General features: G+C 67.9%; 16 protein-coding genes. 14 read left to right on the top strand and 2 right to left on the bottom strand.

Going from position 1 to position 18,185, the window contains the following annotated elements:
• Positions 1-77 precede the first annotated feature (77 nt).
• The 5 genes from AC3A3H_RS06715 (at position 78) to AC3A3H_RS06695 (ending at position 2,731) form a co-directional block, all read left to right on the top strand.
• Positions 78-452, top strand: coding sequence for a hypothetical protein (locus tag AC3A3H_RS06715; RefSeq protein WP_487613773.1), 375 nt, complete (start codon positions 78-80; stop codon positions 450-452).
• 83 nt (positions 453-535) lie between these two features.
• Positions 536-826, top strand: a complete 291-nt coding sequence (locus AC3A3H_RS06710; protein ID WP_487613772.1) for a hypothetical protein — start codon at positions 536-538, stop codon at positions 824-826.
• Positions 823-2,067 carry an alpha/beta hydrolase family protein gene (locus AC3A3H_RS06705; protein WP_487613771.1) on the top strand — a complete coding sequence of 415 codons (1,245 nt, stop codon included), beginning with the start codon at positions 823-825 and terminating at the stop codon, positions 2,065-2,067. The genes AC3A3H_RS06710 and AC3A3H_RS06705 overlap by 4 nt, the downstream gene beginning before the upstream one ends.
• Complete coding sequence (locus tag AC3A3H_RS06700) at positions 2,064-2,402, top strand: hypothetical protein (RefSeq protein WP_487613770.1); 339 nt, start codon at positions 2,064-2,066, stop codon at positions 2,400-2,402. Before AC3A3H_RS06705 ends, AC3A3H_RS06700 begins: the two co-directional genes overlap by 4 nt.
• Positions 2,399-2,731 carry a hypothetical protein gene (locus AC3A3H_RS06695; protein WP_487613769.1) on the top strand — a complete coding sequence of 111 codons (333 nt, stop codon included), beginning with the start codon at positions 2,399-2,401 and terminating at the stop codon, positions 2,729-2,731. The genes AC3A3H_RS06700 and AC3A3H_RS06695 overlap by 4 nt, the downstream gene beginning before the upstream one ends.
• Here the strand turns inward: AC3A3H_RS06695 and AC3A3H_RS06690 are convergent.
• Complete coding sequence (locus tag AC3A3H_RS06690; protein WP_487613768.1) at positions 2,728-3,555, bottom strand: CPBP family intramembrane glutamic endopeptidase; 828 nt, start codon at positions 3,553-3,555, stop codon at positions 2,728-2,730. The two genes, AC3A3H_RS06695 and AC3A3H_RS06690, sit on opposite strands and share 4 nt — an antisense overlap.
• A gap of 280 nt (positions 3,556-3,835) precedes the next feature.
• Between AC3A3H_RS06690 and AC3A3H_RS06685 the strand changes: the two genes are divergently transcribed.
• From AC3A3H_RS06685 to AC3A3H_RS06675, 3 genes are all read left to right on the top strand, one after another.
• Complete coding sequence (locus AC3A3H_RS06685) at positions 3,836-5,629, top strand: ABC transporter family substrate-binding protein (RefSeq protein WP_487613767.1); 1,794 nt, start codon at positions 3,836-3,838, stop codon at positions 5,627-5,629.
• Positions 5,630-5,814: 185 nt separating this feature from the next.
• Complete coding sequence (locus AC3A3H_RS06680) at positions 5,815-7,347, top strand: ABC transporter permease (protein ID WP_487613766.1); 1,533 nt, start codon at positions 5,815-5,817, stop codon at positions 7,345-7,347.
• The gene (locus AC3A3H_RS06675) at positions 7,347-8,360 is read left to right on the top strand and encodes an ABC transporter permease (RefSeq protein ID WP_487613765.1); all 1,014 of its coding nucleotides are present in this window, start codon (positions 7,347-7,349) and stop codon (positions 8,358-8,360) included. The genes AC3A3H_RS06680 and AC3A3H_RS06675 overlap by 1 nt, the downstream gene beginning before the upstream one ends.
• A gap of 32 nt (positions 8,361-8,392) precedes the next feature.
• On the opposite strand, the gene AC3A3H_RS06670 is transcribed toward AC3A3H_RS06675, so the two are convergent.
• Positions 8,393-9,019, bottom strand: a complete 627-nt coding sequence (locus tag AC3A3H_RS06670) for a PH domain-containing protein (protein WP_487613764.1) — start codon at positions 9,017-9,019, stop codon at positions 8,393-8,395.
• A 68-nt stretch (positions 9,020-9,087) separates the two neighbouring features.
• Here AC3A3H_RS06670 and AC3A3H_RS06665 point away from each other — a divergent pair, with 68 nt between their 5' ends.
• The 6 genes from AC3A3H_RS06665 to typA all read left to right on the top strand — a co-directional run bounded on the left by AC3A3H_RS06665 (position 9,088) and on the right by typA (position 18,182).
• Positions 9,088-10,944: a dipeptide ABC transporter ATP-binding protein gene (locus AC3A3H_RS06665; protein WP_487613763.1), complete on the top strand. Its 1,857-nt coding sequence runs from the start codon at positions 9,088-9,090 to the stop codon at positions 10,942-10,944.
• A gap of 148 nt (positions 10,945-11,092) precedes the next feature.
• The gene (locus AC3A3H_RS06660) at positions 11,093-12,709 is read left to right on the top strand and encodes a peptide ABC transporter substrate-binding protein (RefSeq protein ID WP_487613762.1); all 1,617 of its coding nucleotides are present in this window, start codon (positions 11,093-11,095) and stop codon (positions 12,707-12,709) included.
• A gap of 5 nt (positions 12,710-12,714) precedes the next feature.
• Positions 12,715-13,644, top strand: coding sequence for an ABC transporter permease (locus AC3A3H_RS06655; RefSeq protein WP_487613761.1), 930 nt, complete (start codon positions 12,715-12,717; stop codon positions 13,642-13,644).
• The gene (locus AC3A3H_RS06650; RefSeq protein WP_487613760.1) at positions 13,634-14,533 is read left to right on the top strand and encodes an ABC transporter permease; all 900 of its coding nucleotides are present in this window, start codon (positions 13,634-13,636) and stop codon (positions 14,531-14,533) included. Before AC3A3H_RS06655 ends, AC3A3H_RS06650 begins: the two co-directional genes overlap by 11 nt.
• A complete protein-coding gene (locus AC3A3H_RS06645; protein WP_487613759.1) occupies positions 14,530-16,191 on the top strand; it encodes a dipeptide ABC transporter ATP-binding protein in 1,662 nt (553 codons plus the stop codon). The genes AC3A3H_RS06650 and AC3A3H_RS06645 overlap by 4 nt, the downstream gene beginning before the upstream one ends.
• Before the next feature lie 74 nt (positions 16,192-16,265).
• Positions 16,266-18,182, top strand: coding sequence for a translational GTPase TypA (gene typA, locus AC3A3H_RS06640; protein ID WP_487613758.1), 1,917 nt, complete (start codon positions 16,266-16,268; stop codon positions 18,180-18,182).
• Positions 18,183-18,185: the final 3 nt, after the last annotated feature.

Genomic DNA, 18,185 nt, shown 5'->3' with positions numbered 1-18,185 from the left:
GCGGAAATGCTTGCAAAGCGTCAGGTAAAAAATGCTAACTGGTGTGATTCCGTACTGACAGTGTTAGCCTGATGCTCATGACGGGGGCACTCGCGCGAAGCCGGATGGTCATGATCGCGGTCGCGCTCGTGCTGACCGTGAGCGGCTGCACTGCTGAACGCGATGAAGTTCGCATGGAGGCCAATCTCGCAAATCAGAGGAAGGCGGCCATCGCCTTTCTTGAGACGCAGGGTGGCGTGGAGACGATTCGATTTGTCCAGGAAGGTGAACCACCGGGCTTCGGAGCGACGTGGAGGGCCGACGCAGTCGTGACAGTTGAGGGAAACGATTATCGTGCGACCCTCAGCCCTCAGCTGATTTCGTCAGAGCCGCTGCCGGAAATCCCTCCTGAGGCCACGGCTGGTCCCGTGACGGTGATCTTCAGCGATGAGTCATCAGAGGTGATCGAGTGACGGCGGCGCGCACGCGGCCCCTGATTGCCGTCGGGGTCGCGGTCGCTCTGAGTTTGAGCGGCTGTGGGTTGGGAGGAAATGACGTGAACAAGGAAACGAATCTCGCGAATCAGAGAAAGGCGGCGATCGCCTTTGTCGGTGATAAGCGTGGCGTACAGAAGATCACCTTCACCAGAGAGGGCGCGCAGTCGGGGTTCGGTGCCCCGTGGGCAGTCAATGCGGTCATCACAATTGGCGGCCACGAGTATCAAGCCATACTCGGAGTCAAGTCGGGCTCCGGAGTGTCCGAACCGCTGCCAATCATTCCCGCAGAGGATGCGCCGACCTCAGTTTCAGTGACCTACAGCGACGGCAGTTCCGAGGTGATTGAATGACCACCGCAGAGGACTATGCGTCCATGGCCGCGACGGCATACCTGGTGGACTCGCTGGCACAGAATCCTCCGGTGGGAGAGAGGTACATCTTCCCGCCCGACGATGCTCAGAAGCCTCAGTTCCAGGTCTACGACACCGCCACCGACCCCACCACCGGCTTCCAGGGCATGGCCGTCGTCCCCATCATCGACGGGCTCCCCGACCACTCCCAGGTCTTCATCGCGTTCGCCGGCACCAACCCCGACGACCGCGCCGACGTCGTCGCGGACCTGGTCTCCGTGGTGGGGCGCCGGACGGGGGAGGGCACCCAGGTCGCCGAGGCCGAGAAGTTCGCGGAGCAGGCCCAGAAGAGACTCGCGGCGGAGGGGCATTCGGCGGCGCGGATCGAGACGGTGGGGCATTCCCTCGGCGGGTTCCTCGCCCTGTATGTCGCCGCGGAGAACCACTGGTCGTCGACCACCTTCAACGCTCCCGACCCGTGGGACGTGCTGTCCCCGCAGGCGAAGGAGTGGGTTCGGGCGGAGCGCAAGCATGGGCGGCCTCCGCTGACCAACTATGTGAACCGGTTCGATCTGATCGGGAACGTCCTCGGGCACGGGACGGGCGCAGGCGTGTTCGTCGATGACGAATTGTGGAAGGGCGTGATCGAGCATCACGACCTGGGCGACGCGTTCGACTTCGATCCCTTCGGCGCCATGCTCGGACTGGTCGGGGAGGGGCTGACCATCGAAGAGCTGGCCGACCTGGCGGACATCGCCAGTCCCGGTCAAGGACAGTCGCTTCGGGCTCTCCACGGGGTCGTGTCGGTCGTCAATGGGGTGAGTGCGGTCACCGCGGGCGCGGTGTTGTCCGGTCTCGTCGTCGCCGTGGACACGGCGGCGGCGCTGGGACTGGCATCCAGCGTCGCCGGTGTCGCATGGCACCTCGGGACGATCAAGGATGTGAACAACGGACTCGTTCCCGCGATGACCACGGCGTTGACGAACGTGAAGAGCGTGGCCGCCCTGCTCTACCCGTTGGTGACCGAGGCGGACATCGAGGAGTGCGTGAGAGCGCACGACCTCCAGGTGGAGAAGAACATCGACGAGGCGGCGGTCGCGGCCGTGAACGACCTCGTGGATGAACACATCGGCATCGTGGGGCGGATCTCGCACGGGATCGTGAACACGGTCAGGAACGCAGCGGCGCAGGATGCGCGGTGGGCGCAAGCCTTCGTATCGGGTCCGATAGGAGGTTCATGATGTCGTGGCTGGGCGACCTCATCGACGAGGCGGTCGGGGATGTGACGAACACGGTGGACGCGACGATCCACGCGGTCGACGACGCCGTCCATGAGGCGGCGAGGAGGATGCTCGACGCGGCCCTTCCGCCGATGGTTCACGCGCAGTACGCAATCGTGATGGGCGGCAACTGGGTGGCCATGGAGGGAGCCGTCACCGCGGTGAACGTCACCCTGCGCGGCGCGGACGTCGCTGCGGCCCTCTCCGGGGCGGTCGAGGAGAAGGTGACGGCGGGTCTCGCGCGCATCGCGGCGAACAACGACTACGCCCGTGGCGTGGAGAGCATCACACCATGACGCAGAACGAACACCGCACCCGGCGCGAGCTGGAGGAAGCGCAGCGCGAGGAGAGCGCGACCGCGCGCCGCCGCATCGAGCAGGCCGACGAGTACGTCTCCTACTACCGGTCGAGGATGCGGTCGCTGGAGGAGGGCTTCTTCGAGCTCGCCTCCCGATTCGGCGCGACGGACGACCCCTGCTTGAGAGCGGTGTACGCGGAGGTCTCGCACGAGGCCGACGAGAACGTGCGCGCGGCCGGAGCGGTGGTCGCCCGCCTCGATGAGGACTACCGAGAGCTGCAACTGCGACATGCGCGCGACGTCGAGGACTTCCGCGAGAAGAGCTAACCGAAGATGTGCGGGAACAGCGCGACGGCCAGCGGATAGCCGACGAACGAGACGATGTCGATGATGACGTGCGCGACCACCAGGGGCATGACCCGGCCCCAGCGGGTGTAGCACCAGCCGAAGACGACGCCCATGATGGCGTTGCCGACGAAGGGGCCGAAGCCCTGGTAGAGGTGGTAGCTGCCGCGGAGGAGTGCGGCGGCGACGATGATCGTCCATTTGCCCCAGCCCAGCTGGCGCAGGCGCGTGAACAGGTAGCCGACGATGATGACCTCCTCCTGGAGGCCCGCCCGCAGCGCCGCGAAGACCAGGATCGGCACGGTCCACCAGTACGTGTCGAGCGGCGAGGCCTGCACCTGCACGGTCAGGCCGAGCACCCGGCCGAGCGCGTAGAACAGGATGCCGGGCACACCGATCGCCAGGAAGAGCAGGAGGCCGCCGCCGAGGTCGCGGCCGGGCCTGCTCAGGTCGAAGCCGATGCGGCGGAACCCGCTGCGCTGCGGCTGCCAGAGCAGGAAGATCACCAGAGCCACCGCGAACAGCGGGAACGCGTTGTCGAGGAACTGGTAGAGGAAGTCGAAGACCTGCCTGCTCGACTGCGACGGGTTCACCTGCGCGGTCTGATCCGCGAGCGGCGTACTCTGAGTCGAGCGGTCGATGATGGTGACGATCGAGTAGACCGCCGACTGGCCGAGGGACAGGCCGAGGACGATCGCGACCTCCCACCACAGCCGGGCGCGCTGCCCGCGGGCGACCGGGACCTCCGCCGTCCAGGTGGGTAGACCGGGCGTGGTTCGACCCGTCGGGACCGCTTCTGTGCTCATATGTGCATCCTCCCAGGCCGGACCCGACTCTCCGCCGAGCACACGCTTTCACGAATTCCGCTCACGGATCGAGAGAAGCGCACGGATTCTTGCGTCTCACGGGCGAAGACAACCGAATCGGTGGCGTAGACGCAATAATCCGCCGACTGAGTTACCACTGTGTAACGTTTTCCAGCCCCATTTTGCTTTCCCAGTCAACCGTACTTAGGGTCATTCTTATCCCGCGGGGTACGGGGCTCTCGCATGCCCGTGCTGCCGCACACTTCGCACAGGAGGAACATTGCACATCAAGGGAAGAAAGGTCAGGTACGCGGTCAGCGCCGTCGCCGTCGCCGGCGTTGCAGCGCTCGCGCTGTCTGCCTGCACCACGACCGGCAGCACGGGGACCTCGTCCGCGGCCAAGGGCGGAACCGTGACGGTCGCCGTCGTGAACGACTTCACCTCGTTCAACTCGCAGACCCCGCAGGGCAACCTGGACACCAACGGCCAGGTCGGCTACCTGGACGGGTCGTACGGTACTGGCTTCCAGTACATCGACAACAACTACAAGATCGTCCACGACGACAAGTTCGGCACGTTCAAGAAGATCTCGGACGACCCGCTGACCGTCAAGTACACCCTGAACAAGAACGACAAGTGGTCGGACGGTCAGCCCGTCACCGCTGACGACATGATCCTCGCCTGGGCGATCGCCTCCGGCTACTACGACTCGGCGAAGTTCGACGACCAGGGCAACGTCACCAGCGGCACGCAGTACTTCTCCATCGCGGGTTCGACGGCGGGCATCGACTCGACCGCCTTCCCGACCGTGGGCGACAACAACACGTCGATCACCCTGAAGTACGCCACTCCGTACGTGGACTGGGAGCTCGTCAACCCGATCGCACAGCCGGCTCACATCGTGGCCAAGAAGGCGGGCCTCTCCTCGGCCGCCGACCTGACCAAGCTGCTGAAGACGCTGCCGAAGGGCAACCCGGACGCTCCGGTCGCCGCGAACGCGACCCTGAAGAAGGCCGCCGACTTCGTCAACACCGGTTACGACGTCACCGCGTTCCCGACCGACAAGGACCTGCTGGTCTCCTCCGGCCCGTTCGTCGTGTCGTCGTGGACCCCGGGCCAGTCGCTCACCATGACGCAGAACAAGTACTACGACGGCGGCCTCAAGCCGTCCGTGGACAAGATCGTGTTCCGCATCATCCCCGACGCGAACGCCCAGGTCACCGCTCTCCAGAACGGTGAGGTCGACGTCATCAACCCGCAGGCCTCGGCCGACACGCTGACCGCTCTCAAGCAGACCAGCGCGAAGGTCCTGACCGGCGACCAGGCGTCGTACGACCACCTCGACCTGAACTTCGGTTCGCAGGTCTTCGCCGACCCGAAGGTCCGTGAGGCGTTCCTGAAGACGATCCCGCGTCAGCAGATCCTCGACTCGATCGTCACCCCGGTGAACCCGAAGGCCAAGGTCCTCAACTCGCAGATCTGGCTGCCGAACCAGCAGCCCGAGTACGGCGACAGCGTGAAGAACAACGGCTCCTCCGCGTACGACAAGGTGGACATCGACGGCGCCAAGGCGCTGCTCGCCGGTGCGACCCCGACCGTCCGCATCCTGTACAACACGAACAACCCGAACCGTGTCGACGAGTTCCAGGCCATCTCGGCGTCCGCCGCGAAGGCCGGCTTCAAGGTCGTCGACGCCGGCTCGCCGGACTGGAGCAAGCTCCTCCCGGGCGGTAACTACGACGCGTCGCTCTTCGGCTGGATCAGCCCGGGTGCCGGCACGGCGCAGATCCCGCAGCTGTTCACCACCAACGGTGGCGGTAACTACAACCGCTTCTCCGCGGCGAACGACGACGCTCTGGCCACCCAGACCACGCTGGACAACAGCAAGCTGGTCTCGCTGGAGAAGAACATCGACAAGACCGCCTTCTCGCAGGGCTACGGTCTCCCGCTGTTCCAGCTCCCGGGTGTCTTCGGTGTCAACGCCCGCGTCGACGGTGTGAAGTACATGGGCAACCAGAACGGCCCGTTCTGGAACTTCTGGGAGTGGACCGTCAAGTCCTCGACCGCGAAGTAACGCTCGACAGTGAGAGTGCCCGGGTGACCCCCGGGCACTCCGCTGCGACGGGGCGTCGGCTTCCAGTCGGCGCCCCGTTATCATGTAGTCGGCGGTCGTGATCCGACCGTTCCCCGATCCGCGCCAGGCGAGCCCCCTCGCCGCTACCCGATATGGCGCGCCCTGTCAGTGAAGGTTTTGAACCTATGGCGAGTTTCATCCTGAGACGCCTCCTGGTCTCAGTGCTCATCATCATCGCCGCTTCGTTCCTGATGTACATGCTGGTCGCGTACAGCGCCGACCCGCTCCAGGATCTGCGAAGCAGCAACAGCCCCAATAAGACGCAGCTCATCAACGCGCGCATCCAGCTCCTCCAGCTCGACGTGGTCCCGCCCCTGCGGTGGCTGCTCTGGCTGGGAGGCGCGGCCAAGTGCCTCATCCCGTTCGCCAACTCGTGCGACCTGGGATCGACCATCTCGAACGCGAAGGTGGTGGACATCCTCCCGCAGGCCCTCACCTCGACGGTCCAGCTGGTCACGGTCGCCCTCATCCTCGCGATCCTCCTCGGTGTCACCATCGGCATCGTGACCGCCCTGCGCCAGTACAGCGGACTCGACAACGTCGTCACGTTCCTCAGCTTCTTCCTGTACTCGCTCCCGGCGTTCCTCGTGGCCGTCCTCCTCAAGGAGTTCGTCGCCATCGGCTTCAACAACTTCCTGGCGAACCCGACGATCCCCTGGTGGATCGCGGTGCTGATCGGAGTGGTGGCCGGACTCATCTGGCAGTCGCTGATCGGTGGCGACATGCGCAGGCGCGCGGTCACGTTCGGCGTCTCCGCCGTGGCGACCGCCGGTGTGCTGCTGCTGATGAGCGCCACCGACTGGTTCGTGCACCCGGGCCTCGGGCCGGTCGTGATGATCATCCTGATCGCCGGCACGGTCATCGGCGCGACCGCGCTGACCGCCGGCCTGCAGAGCCGCCGAGCGCTGATCGCCGCGAGCATCGCGGGCGCCATCGCGCTGGTCTGCTACTTCGGGCTGCAGTGGCTGTTCAACATCTCGACGCCGTCGACGATCGTCATCCTGGCGATCGTGGCGATCCTCGTCAGCCTGGGCATCGGCTGGCTGGTCGGAGGCTACGACCGCGGCCAGAACATGCGGGTCGCCGTGATCGTCACGATCGTCTCCGGCTTCCTGATCATCGTCGACCGCTTCATGCAGGCCTGGCCGACGTACTTCCAGGACACCAACGGCCGCCCGATCGCGACCGTCGGCTCCTCCACGCCGGGTCTGACCGGGGACATGTGGGTGACGGGTCTCGACACGTTCACGCACCTCGCCCTCCCGACGATCGCGCTGCTCCTGATCTCGTTCGCGTCGTACACCCGCTACTCGCGGGCCGGCATGCTCGAGGTGCTCAACCAGGACTTCATCCGCACCGCGCGGGCCAAGGGCCTGCCGGAGCGGACGGTCGTGGTCCGCCACGCGTTCCGCAACATGCTCATCCCGATCACCACGCTCGTCGCCTTCGACGTCGGCGCGCTGCTCGGTGGCGCGATCATCACCGAGAAGGTGTTCGCGATCCCGGGCATGGGCTCGCTGTTCAACGCCGGCCTCCAGCGCGGCGACCTGAACCCGGTGATGGCGTACTTCCTCGTCATCGCGATCATGGCGATCCTGTTCAACTTCCTCGCGGACCTGTCCTACGCCGCACTCGACCCGAGAGTGAGGGTCCGCTGATGTCGACCACTGAACCCATCGTCGCCGACGAGCTGCAGGAGCCGAGCTCTCCGCCCGTCAGCCAGGGCAAGCTGATCTGGAAGCGCTTCCTGTCCAACAAAGTCGCCGTCGCCAGCGCGATCCTGTTCATCCTGATCGTGCTGTTCTCCATCTCCGCGATCGGCATCGGGCCGATCCCCGGCTGGTGGAAGTACAACTACGTCGAGCTGAACGACCAGGTCCAGCAGGGCGCCCCCACCTGGGAGCACCCGTTCGGGCAGGACCGCATCGGCAAGGACTACTTCGCCCTCACGATGCGCGGCATCCAGAACTCGGTGCTGGTGATGGTCGTGCTCGGCCTCATCGCGAGCGTCGTCGGCGTCGTCGTCGGAGCCATCGCGGGCTACTTCCGCGGTGTCGTCGACGCGATCCTGATGCGCATCACCGACGTCTTCATCGTGATCCCGGCGCTGGTCATCGGCTCCGTCGTCGGCCACATGTTCGGCGGCCTCGGCGCATTCTTCCTCGCCCTGATGCTCGGCTTCTTCTCGTGGATGGGCATCGCGCGTCTGGTGCGCGGCGAGTTCCTGTCGCTCCGCGAGCGGGAGTTCGTGGAGGCGGCCCGCGTCGCCGGCGCGTCGGACACCCGGATCATCTTCAAGCACGTGCTGCCGAACGCCATCGGCGTCGTCATCGTGGCCTCGACGCTGATCATGGCCTCGGCCATCCTGCTCGAGACCGCGCTGTCGTTCCTCGGCTACGGTATCCGACCGCCGGACGTCTCGCTCGGCCTGCTGATCAGCTCGAACGAGTCGGCGTTCCAGACCCGTCCGTGGCTGTTCTGGTGGCCGGGATCGTTCATCGTGATCCTCGCCCTGCTGGTCAACTTCGTGGGCGACGGCCTGCGCGACGCGTTCGACCCGCGGCACCGCCGGTTCAACCTCCGCAAGATGCGCGAGCAGGAGCCGGAGGACGGCGAAGACGGCGGCTACGGTCCCCGCACGGGCGCGGCCCTCGCGGAGGACGTGCTGTGACATCCGCCCGCGCTGCGCTGCTGGTGGCCTCCTCAGGCCACCAGCAGGGCGGCGACCGTGCCGACCGCGAGAACGGTCAGCACGGCCAGCGACACGAAGTGCCAGCGGACCGTCACGGGCGTCTCGTCCGCGAGGCCGCTGTCGATCGCGCCGCTCTGCTGCAGCTGCGCCCAGCGCCGGCGCACCACTTCGGCCGCGGCGCCGGACTCGGTGGACAGCAGGTCGCCCGGACGGCGCACGCTGTCCGCGACGTTCGGCTTGCCGACGCGTCCGGTGGTCTCCCGGCGGGTGGCGCGCAGCGTGCGCGCCGTGCCGGGGGCGGGAGCGGACCACACCGGGAACTTGCGTCCCGGTGTGTAGAGGGTCAGCGCGTACTTGGTGTCCACGTGGATGAGCGCCTGCCACGGGATGTCGATGGTGCGGGTGACGTTGATCACCTCGATGCCCTCGTCGCCCACCGCCAGTCGCGGCCGCCACAGCAGCGCCCAGCCGATGAACGCGAACAGCGCGCACGGCACGACGTAGAGCAGGCGCACATCGTGCACGCTCACCAGCAGGCCGAGGATCAGGGCGGCAGCGGCCGCCCAGATCAGAACGGCAAGGACCCGGTTGAACCGGGACACGAAAACCTCGCGCTCGGCGGGGGAGACGTAGGGCATGGGTCCATGCTCTCATCCCGCACCGTCTCCGCCTCGACCGAGCGCGCCCCCGAAAGGAACCACGAATCATGACCGAGAACACCACCGGCGGGGCCGGGGTCGTCGTCGGCGCCCCCGTGCTCGAGGTCACCGACCTGTCCGTCGACTTCGGCGTGGACAGCGTCTGGGTGCCCGCGGCCAAGAAGCTGAGCTACTCGATCAAGGCGGGTGAGGTGCTCGCCATCGTCGGCGAGTCCGGCTCGGGCAAGAGCGCGAGCTCGATGGCGATCCTCGACCTCCTGCCCCAGAACTCCCGTGTCACCGGCTCGATCAAGCTGGAGGGGCGTGAGCTGACCGGCCTGACCCCGCAGCAGATGCGCCGCGTGCGCGGACGCCAGGTCGCCGTGATCTTCCAGGAGCCGATGACGGCGCTGAACCCGGTCTACACGGTCGGCTTCCAGATCATCGAGACGCTGCGCATCCACTTCGGGATGTCGCCGCACGAGGCCAAGGAGCGCGCTCTGGAGCTGCTCGCGATGGTCGAGCTGCCCGACCCCGTGAAGGCGTTCAACTCGTACCCGCACCAGCTCTCCGGCGGCCAGCGCCAGCGCGCCATGATCGCTCAGTCGATCTCGTGCGACCCGAAGCTGCTGATCGCCGATGAGCCGACCACCGCTCTCGACGTGACCGTGCAGGCGGAGATCCTGGAGCTCATCCGCAGCCTCCGCGACCGTCTCGACAGCGCGATCCTGCTGATCACGCACGACATGGGCGTCGTCGCCGACCTGGCGGACAACATCGTCGTCATGCGCAAGGGCGACATCGTCGAGTCCGGAACGGTCAAGCAGGTCTTCGACGCTCCGCAGCACCCGTACACGATCGCCCTGCTCGACGCCGTGCCGCACCTCGGCCAGCGCGAGGACGAGGAGATCGACACGACCGCCGCCCTCGCGGCCGGCACGGAGAACCCCGATGAGGAGTACGCCGAGCGCATCCGCGTGAACGAGCGCATCGCCGCCGCCGAGCACGAGAAGGCGGAGATGGACAAGCGGAAGATCGTCGTCGACTTCGAGAAGGTCGCCATCGAGTACCCGAAGCACGGCCGCGTGCCCGCGTTCCGGGCCGCGACGGACATCGACCTGACCATCCACGAGGGCGAGGTCGTCGGCCTGGTGGGCGAGTCGGGCTCCGGCAAGACCACGCTCGGCCGCGCCGCGATCGGCCTCCTGCCGATCCACTCCGGCAAGCTCGTGGTCGCGGGCCAGGACATCAGCAACGCCGGCCGCGACGAGATCCGCAAGCTGCACCGCAACGTCGGCATCGTCTTCCAGGACCCGTCGTCGTCGCTGAACCCGCGTCTCCAGATCGCCGACTCGATCGGCGAGCCGCTGCGCCTGGCGAAGGGCCTCAAGGGTTCCGGTCTGGCGAAGGAGGTCGACCGCCTCCTCGACAGCGTCGAGCTGCCGCGCGCCTACCGCAGCCGCTTCCCACACGAGCTCTCCGGCGGCCAGAAGCAGCGCGTCGGCATCGCCCGCGCCCTGTCGCTGAAGCCCACCGTCCTGATCGCCGACGAGCCGACCTCCGCGCTCGACGTGTCGGTGCAGGCGCGCGTTCTGGAGCTCATGCAGCAGCTCCAGAAGGAGATGAACTTCGCGTGCCTGTTCATCACTCACGACCTGGCGGTCATCGACGTCCTCGCCGACCGCATCGCCGTGATGCACCACGGCGCCCTGGTCGAGGTGGGCACCCGCGACGAGATCCTCCGCTACCCGAAGGAGGCCTACACGCAGCGCCTCCTCGCCGCGGTGCCGCTGCCCGACCCCGAGCAGCAGCGCGCCCGCCGCGCCTTGCGCCTGGAGCTGCTGGCCGCGGGCTCGGACGAGGTCGTGCCGGTCAACGAGGGGCTGCCGCAGGAGCCGGAGCCGCCGGTGGCGCAGGGGCTGTAAGCCGTACGAGCTGAGGGACCGCCTCCCTCCCGGGAGGCGGTCCTTTCTCTTTGCCCGCGAAGGTAAGAATGTCAATGTAACCAGAAGAACTTGCAACTCCAGCGTGGAGACCATATGGTCAGAAATCGACCCCGCACAGGAGGAAATCGTGTCCATCAGACTTCTCTGCCGATCCGCGGCCGCTCTGGCTGTCGCGGGAACGCTCGCGCTCACCGCCTGCAGCAGCCCCGACCCTGCGTCGAAGGCGGACACGACCGCCGTCGTCTTCGCGAACGGCAGTGAGCCGCAGAACCCCCTGATCCCCACCAACACCAACGAGGCCGGCGGCGGCAAGATCATCGACGCCATGTTCTCCGGGCTGCTGACCTACCAGGCCGACGGCAAGCCGGTCAACGATGTCGCGCGGTCGATCGAGACGAGCGACTCGCGGCACTTCATCATCACGATCAACGGCGACCGCACCTTCAGCAACGGCGAGAAGGTCACCTCCCGCTCCTTCGTGGACGCATGGAACTACGGGGCGAAGAAGAGCAACGCGCAGCTCCTCAACTCCTTCTTCGAGGACATCGAGGGCTTCTCCGCAGACACGGACAGCGAGCTCACGGGCCTCACCGTCGTCAGCGACACGGAGTTCACCGTCGACCTGAAGACCCCGGTGTCCGACTTCCCGCTCCGGCTCGGGTTCTCCGCGTTCTATCCGCTGCCGAGCGTCGCGTTCGACGACATGGCGGCCTTCGGCGCGCAGCCGATCGGGAACGGCCCGTACAAGCTCGCGAGCGCGAAGGCCTGGAAGCACGACGAGAGCATCGACCTCGTCGCGAATCCCGGCTACACCGGCCCGCGGAAGGCGAAGAACGGCGGCCTCCGCTTCGTGTTCTACTCCTCGCTGGACTCCGCGTACGCCGACTTGAGGTCGGGGACGCTCGACGTCCTCGACGCGATCCCGGACGCTGCCATCTCGACGTTCGAGAAGGACCTCGGCGGCCGGGCGGTCAACCAGCCCGCCGCGGTGTTCCAGAACTTCGCGATCCCGGAACGGATCGCGCACTTCGCGGGCGAGGAGGGCAGGCTGCGCCGCCAGGCCCTCTCGCTGGCGATCGACCGGCCGCAGATCACCAAGGTCATCTTCGACGGCACGCGGACTCCGGCCAAGGACTTCACCTCGCCGGCGATCCCCGGCTGGTCCGGTAGGCTCGACGGCTCCGGCGTGCTCGACCACGACGCGAAGAAGGCCAAGCAGCTTTGGGCGGAGGCCGACAAGCTCTCGCCGTGGACCGGGACGTTCACCATCGCCTACAACGCCGACGGCGGCCACCAGGGCTGGGTGGACGCGGTCGCGAACAACCTCAAGAACACCCTCGGGATCGACGCGAAGGGGGAGGCCTCCCCGACGTTCGCGCTGCTCCGCACAGCGATCACCGATCACACGATCGACTCGGCGTTCCGCGCGGGCTGGCAGGGCGACTATCCCGGGCTGCTCACCTTCCTCCAGCCGGTGTACGGGTCGGGCTCGCTGACCAACGACTCCGGTTACGCGAACCCGGAGTTCGACGCCCTGCTCGTGAAGGGACTCGCCGAGACCGACGTGGATGCCGCGAACGCCGACTTCCGCGCCGCGCAGGAGCTTCTGCTGCGTGACCTGCCGGCCATCCCGCTCTGGTACTCGAACGTCACCGGAGGCTACAGCGAGTCGGTCGATCACGTCACGTTCTCCTGGAACTCCGTGCCGCTCTACGAGCAGGTCACCAAGCGCTCGGCGTCCTAGCGCCGATGCTCCGCTTCCTCGGCTTCCGCCTCCTGCAGGCCGTCCCCGTCCTGCTGGGCACGACGCTGCTGATCTACTTCATGGTGTTCGCCATGCCGGGGGACCCCGTCGTCGCGCTGTTCGGTGACCGGACACCGAGCCCGGCGGTGCTCGCGGAGCTGCGCAGCCGCTACCTCCTCGACCAGCCTTTCCTCGTCCAGTACCTGAACTACCTCGGCGGCATCCTGCGCGGCGACTTCGGCACGTCGTTCTCCGGCGAGCCGGTGAGCGAGATCCTGGCGCGCACGTTCCCGGTCACGCTGCGGCTCGCACTGCTCGCGCTCGCGATCGAGATGGTCCTCGGCATCGCGGTCGGGCTCGTGAGCGGCCTGCGGAAGGGGCGGCTCTTCGACGCCGGCGCGCTCGTGGTGAGCCTGCTGCTCATCTCGGCCCCCATCTTCGTGATCGCATTCGTCCTCCAGTACGTGTTCGGGATCTGGCTCGGCTGGGCGCGGCCGACCGCGGGTCCAGCGGCACCCCTCCAGGACCTCGTCCTCCCGGCGGTGGCGATGGCGGCGATCAGCTTCGCCCAGATCGTGCGGCTGACCCGTTCGTCCGTCCTCGACACGAACGGGATGGACTTTGTGCGGGTCGCGGCGGCCAAGGGGCTGAGCCGCCGCCGGATCGTGCCGGTCCACGTGCTGCGCAACTCGCTCATCCCGGTGGTCACGTTCCTCGCGGCGGACTTCGGCGTGATGCTCGTCGGGGCGACGGTGACGGAGGGCATCTTCAACGTCCCCGGCGTCGGCCGGACGCTCTACCAGGCGATCATCCGCGGGGAGGGGCCGACCGTGGTCTCGTTCGTGACGGTCATGGTGCTGCTCTACCTCGTCGTCACCCTGCTGGTCGACCTCCTCTATGCCGTGCTCGACCCGAGGATCCGCCATGCGTCGTGACGAGCCGTCCGCCCGAGCCGCCACCCGGGCCGCCACCACGCTGTGGTGGGACGCCTGGGACGACCTACGCCGCCGCCCGATGTTCTGGTGCTCCGTCGTCCTGATCGCGCTGATCACGGCCATGGCCCTGTTCCCCGGCCTCTTCGCGCAGGCCGCGCCGAACAACGACTGCCTGCTGGGCAACAGCAACGGCGGCCCGGCGCCCGGCCACCCGCTCGGGTTCACCAAGCAGGGCTGCGACATCTACGCGCGCATCGTCCACGGCACGGGGACGTCGCTCTCGGTGGGCGTGCTCGCGACCGCGCTCATGGCGATCCTCGGCGTCGCGTTCGGTGCGCTGGCCGGCTTCTACGGCGGCTGGATCGACGCCGTGCTGTCGCGCGTCGGTGACATCTTCTTCTCGATCCCGTACATCCTGGCGGCCGTCGTGATCATGTCGGTGTTCGCGAAGTTCGCGAACGTCTGGGTCATCTCGCTCGCCATCGGGGTCTTCGCCTGGCCCGCGACCGCGCGTGTGCTCCGGGCGGAGGTGCTCCGCGTGAGGACGGCCGATCACGTGCTGGCCGCGACGGCGATCGGGCTGTCCCGGTTCCGCATCCTGCTGCGGCATGTGCTGCCGAACTCGATCGCGCCGGTCATCGTCGTGACCACGCTGTCGCTCGCGGGCTCGATCGTCGCGGAGGCGACGCTCTCGTTCCTCGGCGTCGGCCTGCCGAGCGACGTGATGTCGTGGGGCAACGACATCAGCCAGGCGCAGAACGACATCCGGACCGCGCCGCAGACGCTGGTCTACCCGTCCCTGGCGCTCTCGGTCACCGTCCTGAGCTTCATCATGCTCGGCGAGGTGGTCAGGGACGCGCTCGACCCGAAGGCGAGGGCACGCCGGTGAGCGCACCATCGGATCAGACCACGAGCCCGCTCCTCGTCGTCTCGGGACTCCGCGTGGGGTTCCCCGCGCGCGGCGGTGTCGCCACCGCGGTCGACGGCGTCGATCTCACCATCCATCGCGGGGAGACGGTCGCGATCGTGGGGGAGTCCGGCTCGGGCAAGTCCACCACCGCTCAGGCGATCATCGGGCTGCTGCCCGGCGCCGGCCGGGTGCTCGGCGGGTCGATCGTGCTCGACGGCGTGGAGCTCACGACGCTCGGCCGACGGGAGTCGGAGGCGGTCCGAGGGCGGCAGATCGGCTACGTGCCGCAGGACCCGATGTCGAGCCTCAACCCGGTCTGGAGCGTGGGCTTCCAGGTAGAGGAGGCCATCCGGGCGAACGGCGTCGCCACCGGTCGCCGTGCGGTCCGCGCCGCGGCGATCGACCTGCTGGAACGGGCCGGGCTCGCCGACGCGGAGACCCGGCTCCGGCAGTACCCGCACCAGTTCTCCGGCGGGATGCGCCAGCGCGCGCTGATCGGGATCGGCCTCTCCGGCGACCCGAAGCTCCTGATCGCCGACGAGCCCACCTCGGCCCTCGACGTGACGGTCCAGCGCGGCATCCTGGACCACCTCGGGACGCTCACCCGGGAGCTCGGCACCACCGTCCTCCTGATCACGCACGACCTCGGGCTCGCGGCCGAGCGCGCCCACCGGGTCGTCGTGATGCACCAGGGCCGGGTCGTGGAGGCCGGACCGAGCCGCGAGGTGCTCCAGCGTCCCGCGCACCCGTACACGCGGCGACTGGTGAAGGCCGCTCCGAGTGTCGCCGGGGCGCTGCGCACGACCGATCGGCGCATGGCGGCGGCGGCCGAGGCGACCCCGGCCATCGCGGTCAGCGGGCTCACGAAGGTCTATCCGGTGCGCGGCGGCGGCCTCCGATCGTCGTCCCTCACGGCCGTGGACGGCGTGAGCTTCGCGGTGCCGCGGGGCACCACCACCGCCCTCGTCGGCGAGTCGGGCTCCGGCAAGTCCACGGTCGCCAAGCTGATCCTGCGTCTGGAGGAGCCGACCAGCGGCGGCATCGCGATCGACGGCCAGGACACCGGCGGCCTCGGCGCGAGGGAGGTCTCCGCCCTCCGCCGCCGGATGCAGCCGGTGTTCCAGGATCCGTACGGCTCGCTCGACCCGCTCCGCAGCGTCGGCGCCAGCATCGCGGAGCCGCTCGCCGTGCACCGCGTCGGCGACCGGGCGTCCCGCCAGCGGCGCGTCGCGGAGCTGCTGGACCGCGTTGCGCTGCCCGGCGCCTTAGCCGCGCGCTACCCGAACGAGCTCTCCGGCGGCCAGCGGCAGCGCGTCGCCATCGCGAGGGCGCTGGCGCTGAACCCGGACATCGTGGTGCTCGACGAGGCGGTCTCGGCTCTCGACGTGCTGGTCCAGGCGCAGGTGCTCGAGCTGCTGACCGAGCTGCAGGACGACCTGGAGCTGACCTACCTGTTCATCACGCACGACCTCGGCGTGGTGCGCCGCATCGCGGACGACGTCTGCGTGATGCGGAAGGGCCGGCTGGTGGAGCAGGGGACGGCCGCGGAGGTGTTCGGCACGCCGCGCGAGGAGTACACGCGCGCCCTGCTCGACGCCGTGCCCGGTGCGGCCATCCCGCTCGGTCATCGGCCGTAAACGGAGGCGCCCGGCCGCTGGGATAGAATAGACCGTTCCCCTTTTTCTTCCTGACGAGAGTCGAGCCTTCACGCATGTCCGAGAACGCCGTCGCCCACCGCGACGATCTGCGCAATGTCGCGATCGTGGCCCACGTCGACCACGGCAAGACCACGCTGGTCGACGCCATGCTGCGGCAGACCAACTCGTTCGGCGACCACGAGCACGTCGAGGAGCGTGCCATGGACTCCAACGAACTGGAGCGTGAGAAGGGCATTACGATCCTCGCCAAGAACACGGCGATCTCCTACAAGGGCAAGCACGCCGCCAACGGGCCGATCACCATCAACGTGATCGACACCCCCGGCCACGCCGACTTCGGCGGCGAGGTCGAGCGCGGCCTGTCCATGGTCGACGGCGTCGTCCTCCTCGTCGACGCGTCCGAGGGCCCGCTGCCGCAGACCCGCTTCGTGCTCCGCAAGGCGCTGGAAGCCAAGCTCCCCGTCATCCTGCTCGTCAACAAGACCGACCGTCCGGACGCGCGCATCGACGAGGTCGTGCACGAGAGCCAGGACCTCCTGCTCGGTCTCGCGAGCGACCTCGCCGACGATGTGCCCGACCTCGACCTGGATGCGATCCTCGACGTCCCCGTCGTCTACGCCTCCGGGCGCAACGGCGCCGCGAGCCTCAACAAGCCCGAGAACGGCGAGCTGCCCGACAACGGCGACCTCGAGCCGCTCTTCGAGGCCATCCTCGAGCACATCCCGGCGCCGACCTACGACCCGGAGGCTCCGCTCCAGGCGCACGTCACCAACCTCGACGCGTCGCCGTTCCTCGGCCGCCTGGCCCTGCTCCGCATCTTCAACGGAACGCTGCGCAAGGGCCAGACCGTGGCCTGGGTGCGTCACGACGGCGACGTGCACAACGTGCGCGTGACCGAGCTGATGATCACCAAGGCCCTCGACCGCTACCCGGCCGAGAGCGCCGGCCCCGGCGACATCGTCGCAGTGGCCGGCTTCGCCGACATCATGATCGGCGACACGCTGGCCGACCCCGACGACATCCGCCCGCTGCCGCTCATCCACGTTGACGACCCCGCGATCTCGATGACGATCGGCACCAACACCTCCCCGCTGGTCGGCAAGGTGAAGGGCCACAAGCTGACCGCGCGCATGGTGAAGGACCGCCTCGACCGCGAGCTGATCGGAAACGTGTCGCTCCGCGTGCTCGACATCGGCCGCCCCGACGCCTGGGAGGTGCAGGGCCGCGGCGAGCTGGCGCTGGCCATCCTGGTCGAGCAGATGCGCCGCGAGGGCTACGAGCTGACGGTCGGCAAGCCGCAGGTGGTCACCAAGAAGGTGGACGGCAAGACGTTCGAGCCGTTCGAGCACCTGACCATCGACGTGCCGGAGGAGTACCTCGGCGCGATCACCCAGCTGCTCGCCGCGCGCAAGGGCCGCATGGAGAACATGTCGAACCACGGCACCGGCTGGGTGCGCATGGAGTTCATCGTCCCGTCGCGCGGCCTGATCGGCTTCCGCACCGAGTTCCTCACCATCAGCCGCGGCACCGGAATCGCGAACGCGATCTCGCACGGCTACGACGAGTGGGCCGGACAGATCATCACGCGCAGCAACGGCTCGATCGTGGCCGACCGCTCCGGCGTGGTCACGCCGTTCGCCATCATCGCCCTCCAGGAGCGGATGACGTTCTTCGTGAACCCCACCGAGGAGGTCTACGAGGGCATGGTCATCGGCGAGAACTCGCGCGCCGACGACATGGACGTGAACATCACCAAGGAGAAGAAGCTGACCAACATGCGTCAGTCGACGGCCGACAACTTCGAGTCGATGACGCCGTCCCGCCAGCTCACTCTGGAGGAGTGCCTGGAGTTCGCCCGCGAGGACGAGTGCGTGGAGGTCACCCCGGAGGCCGTGCGCATCCGCAAGGTGGAGCTCGACGCGACCGCCCGTGGCCGCGCCGCGTCCCGCCTGAAGCGCCAGGACGCGTAAGCG

The organism is Leifsonia sp. Soil_N53 (assembly GCF_057655165.1).
This window is presented reverse-complemented; position numbering and strand designations above follow the sequence as displayed.

Excerpts from the sequence above, each read along its gene's own strand:
- AC3A3H_RS06705 (WP_487613771.1), top strand. The coding sequence starts at position 823 with ATGACCACCGCAGAGGACTATGCGTCCATGGCCGCGACGGCATACCTG.
- typA (WP_487613758.1), top strand. The coding sequence starts at position 16,266 with ATGTCCGAGAACGCCGTCGCCCACCGCGACGATCTGCGCAATGTCGCG.
- AC3A3H_RS06700 (WP_487613770.1), top strand. The coding sequence starts at position 2,064 with ATGATGTCGTGGCTGGGCGACCTCATCGACGAGGCGGTCGGGGATGTG.
- AC3A3H_RS06670 (WP_487613764.1), bottom strand. The coding sequence starts at position 9,019 with ATGCCCTACGTCTCCCCCGCCGAGCGCGAGGTTTTCGTGTCCCGGTTC.
- AC3A3H_RS06680 (WP_487613766.1), top strand. The coding sequence starts at position 5,815 with ATGGCGAGTTTCATCCTGAGACGCCTCCTGGTCTCAGTGCTCATCATC.
- AC3A3H_RS06675 (WP_487613765.1), top strand. The coding sequence starts at position 7,347 with ATGTCGACCACTGAACCCATCGTCGCCGACGAGCTGCAGGAGCCGAGC.
- AC3A3H_RS06650 (WP_487613760.1), top strand. The coding sequence starts at position 13,634 with ATGCGTCGTGACGAGCCGTCCGCCCGAGCCGCCACCCGGGCCGCCACC.
- AC3A3H_RS06690 (WP_487613768.1), bottom strand. The coding sequence starts at position 3,555 with ATGAGCACAGAAGCGGTCCCGACGGGTCGAACCACGCCCGGTCTACCC.
- AC3A3H_RS06695 (WP_487613769.1), top strand. The coding sequence starts at position 2,399 with ATGACGCAGAACGAACACCGCACCCGGCGCGAGCTGGAGGAAGCGCAG.
- AC3A3H_RS06655 (WP_487613761.1), top strand. The coding sequence starts at position 12,715 with ATGCTCCGCTTCCTCGGCTTCCGCCTCCTGCAGGCCGTCCCCGTCCTG.
- AC3A3H_RS06715 (WP_487613773.1), top strand. The coding sequence starts at position 78 with ATGACGGGGGCACTCGCGCGAAGCCGGATGGTCATGATCGCGGTCGCG.
- AC3A3H_RS06665 (WP_487613763.1), top strand. The coding sequence starts at position 9,088 with ATGACCGAGAACACCACCGGCGGGGCCGGGGTCGTCGTCGGCGCCCCC.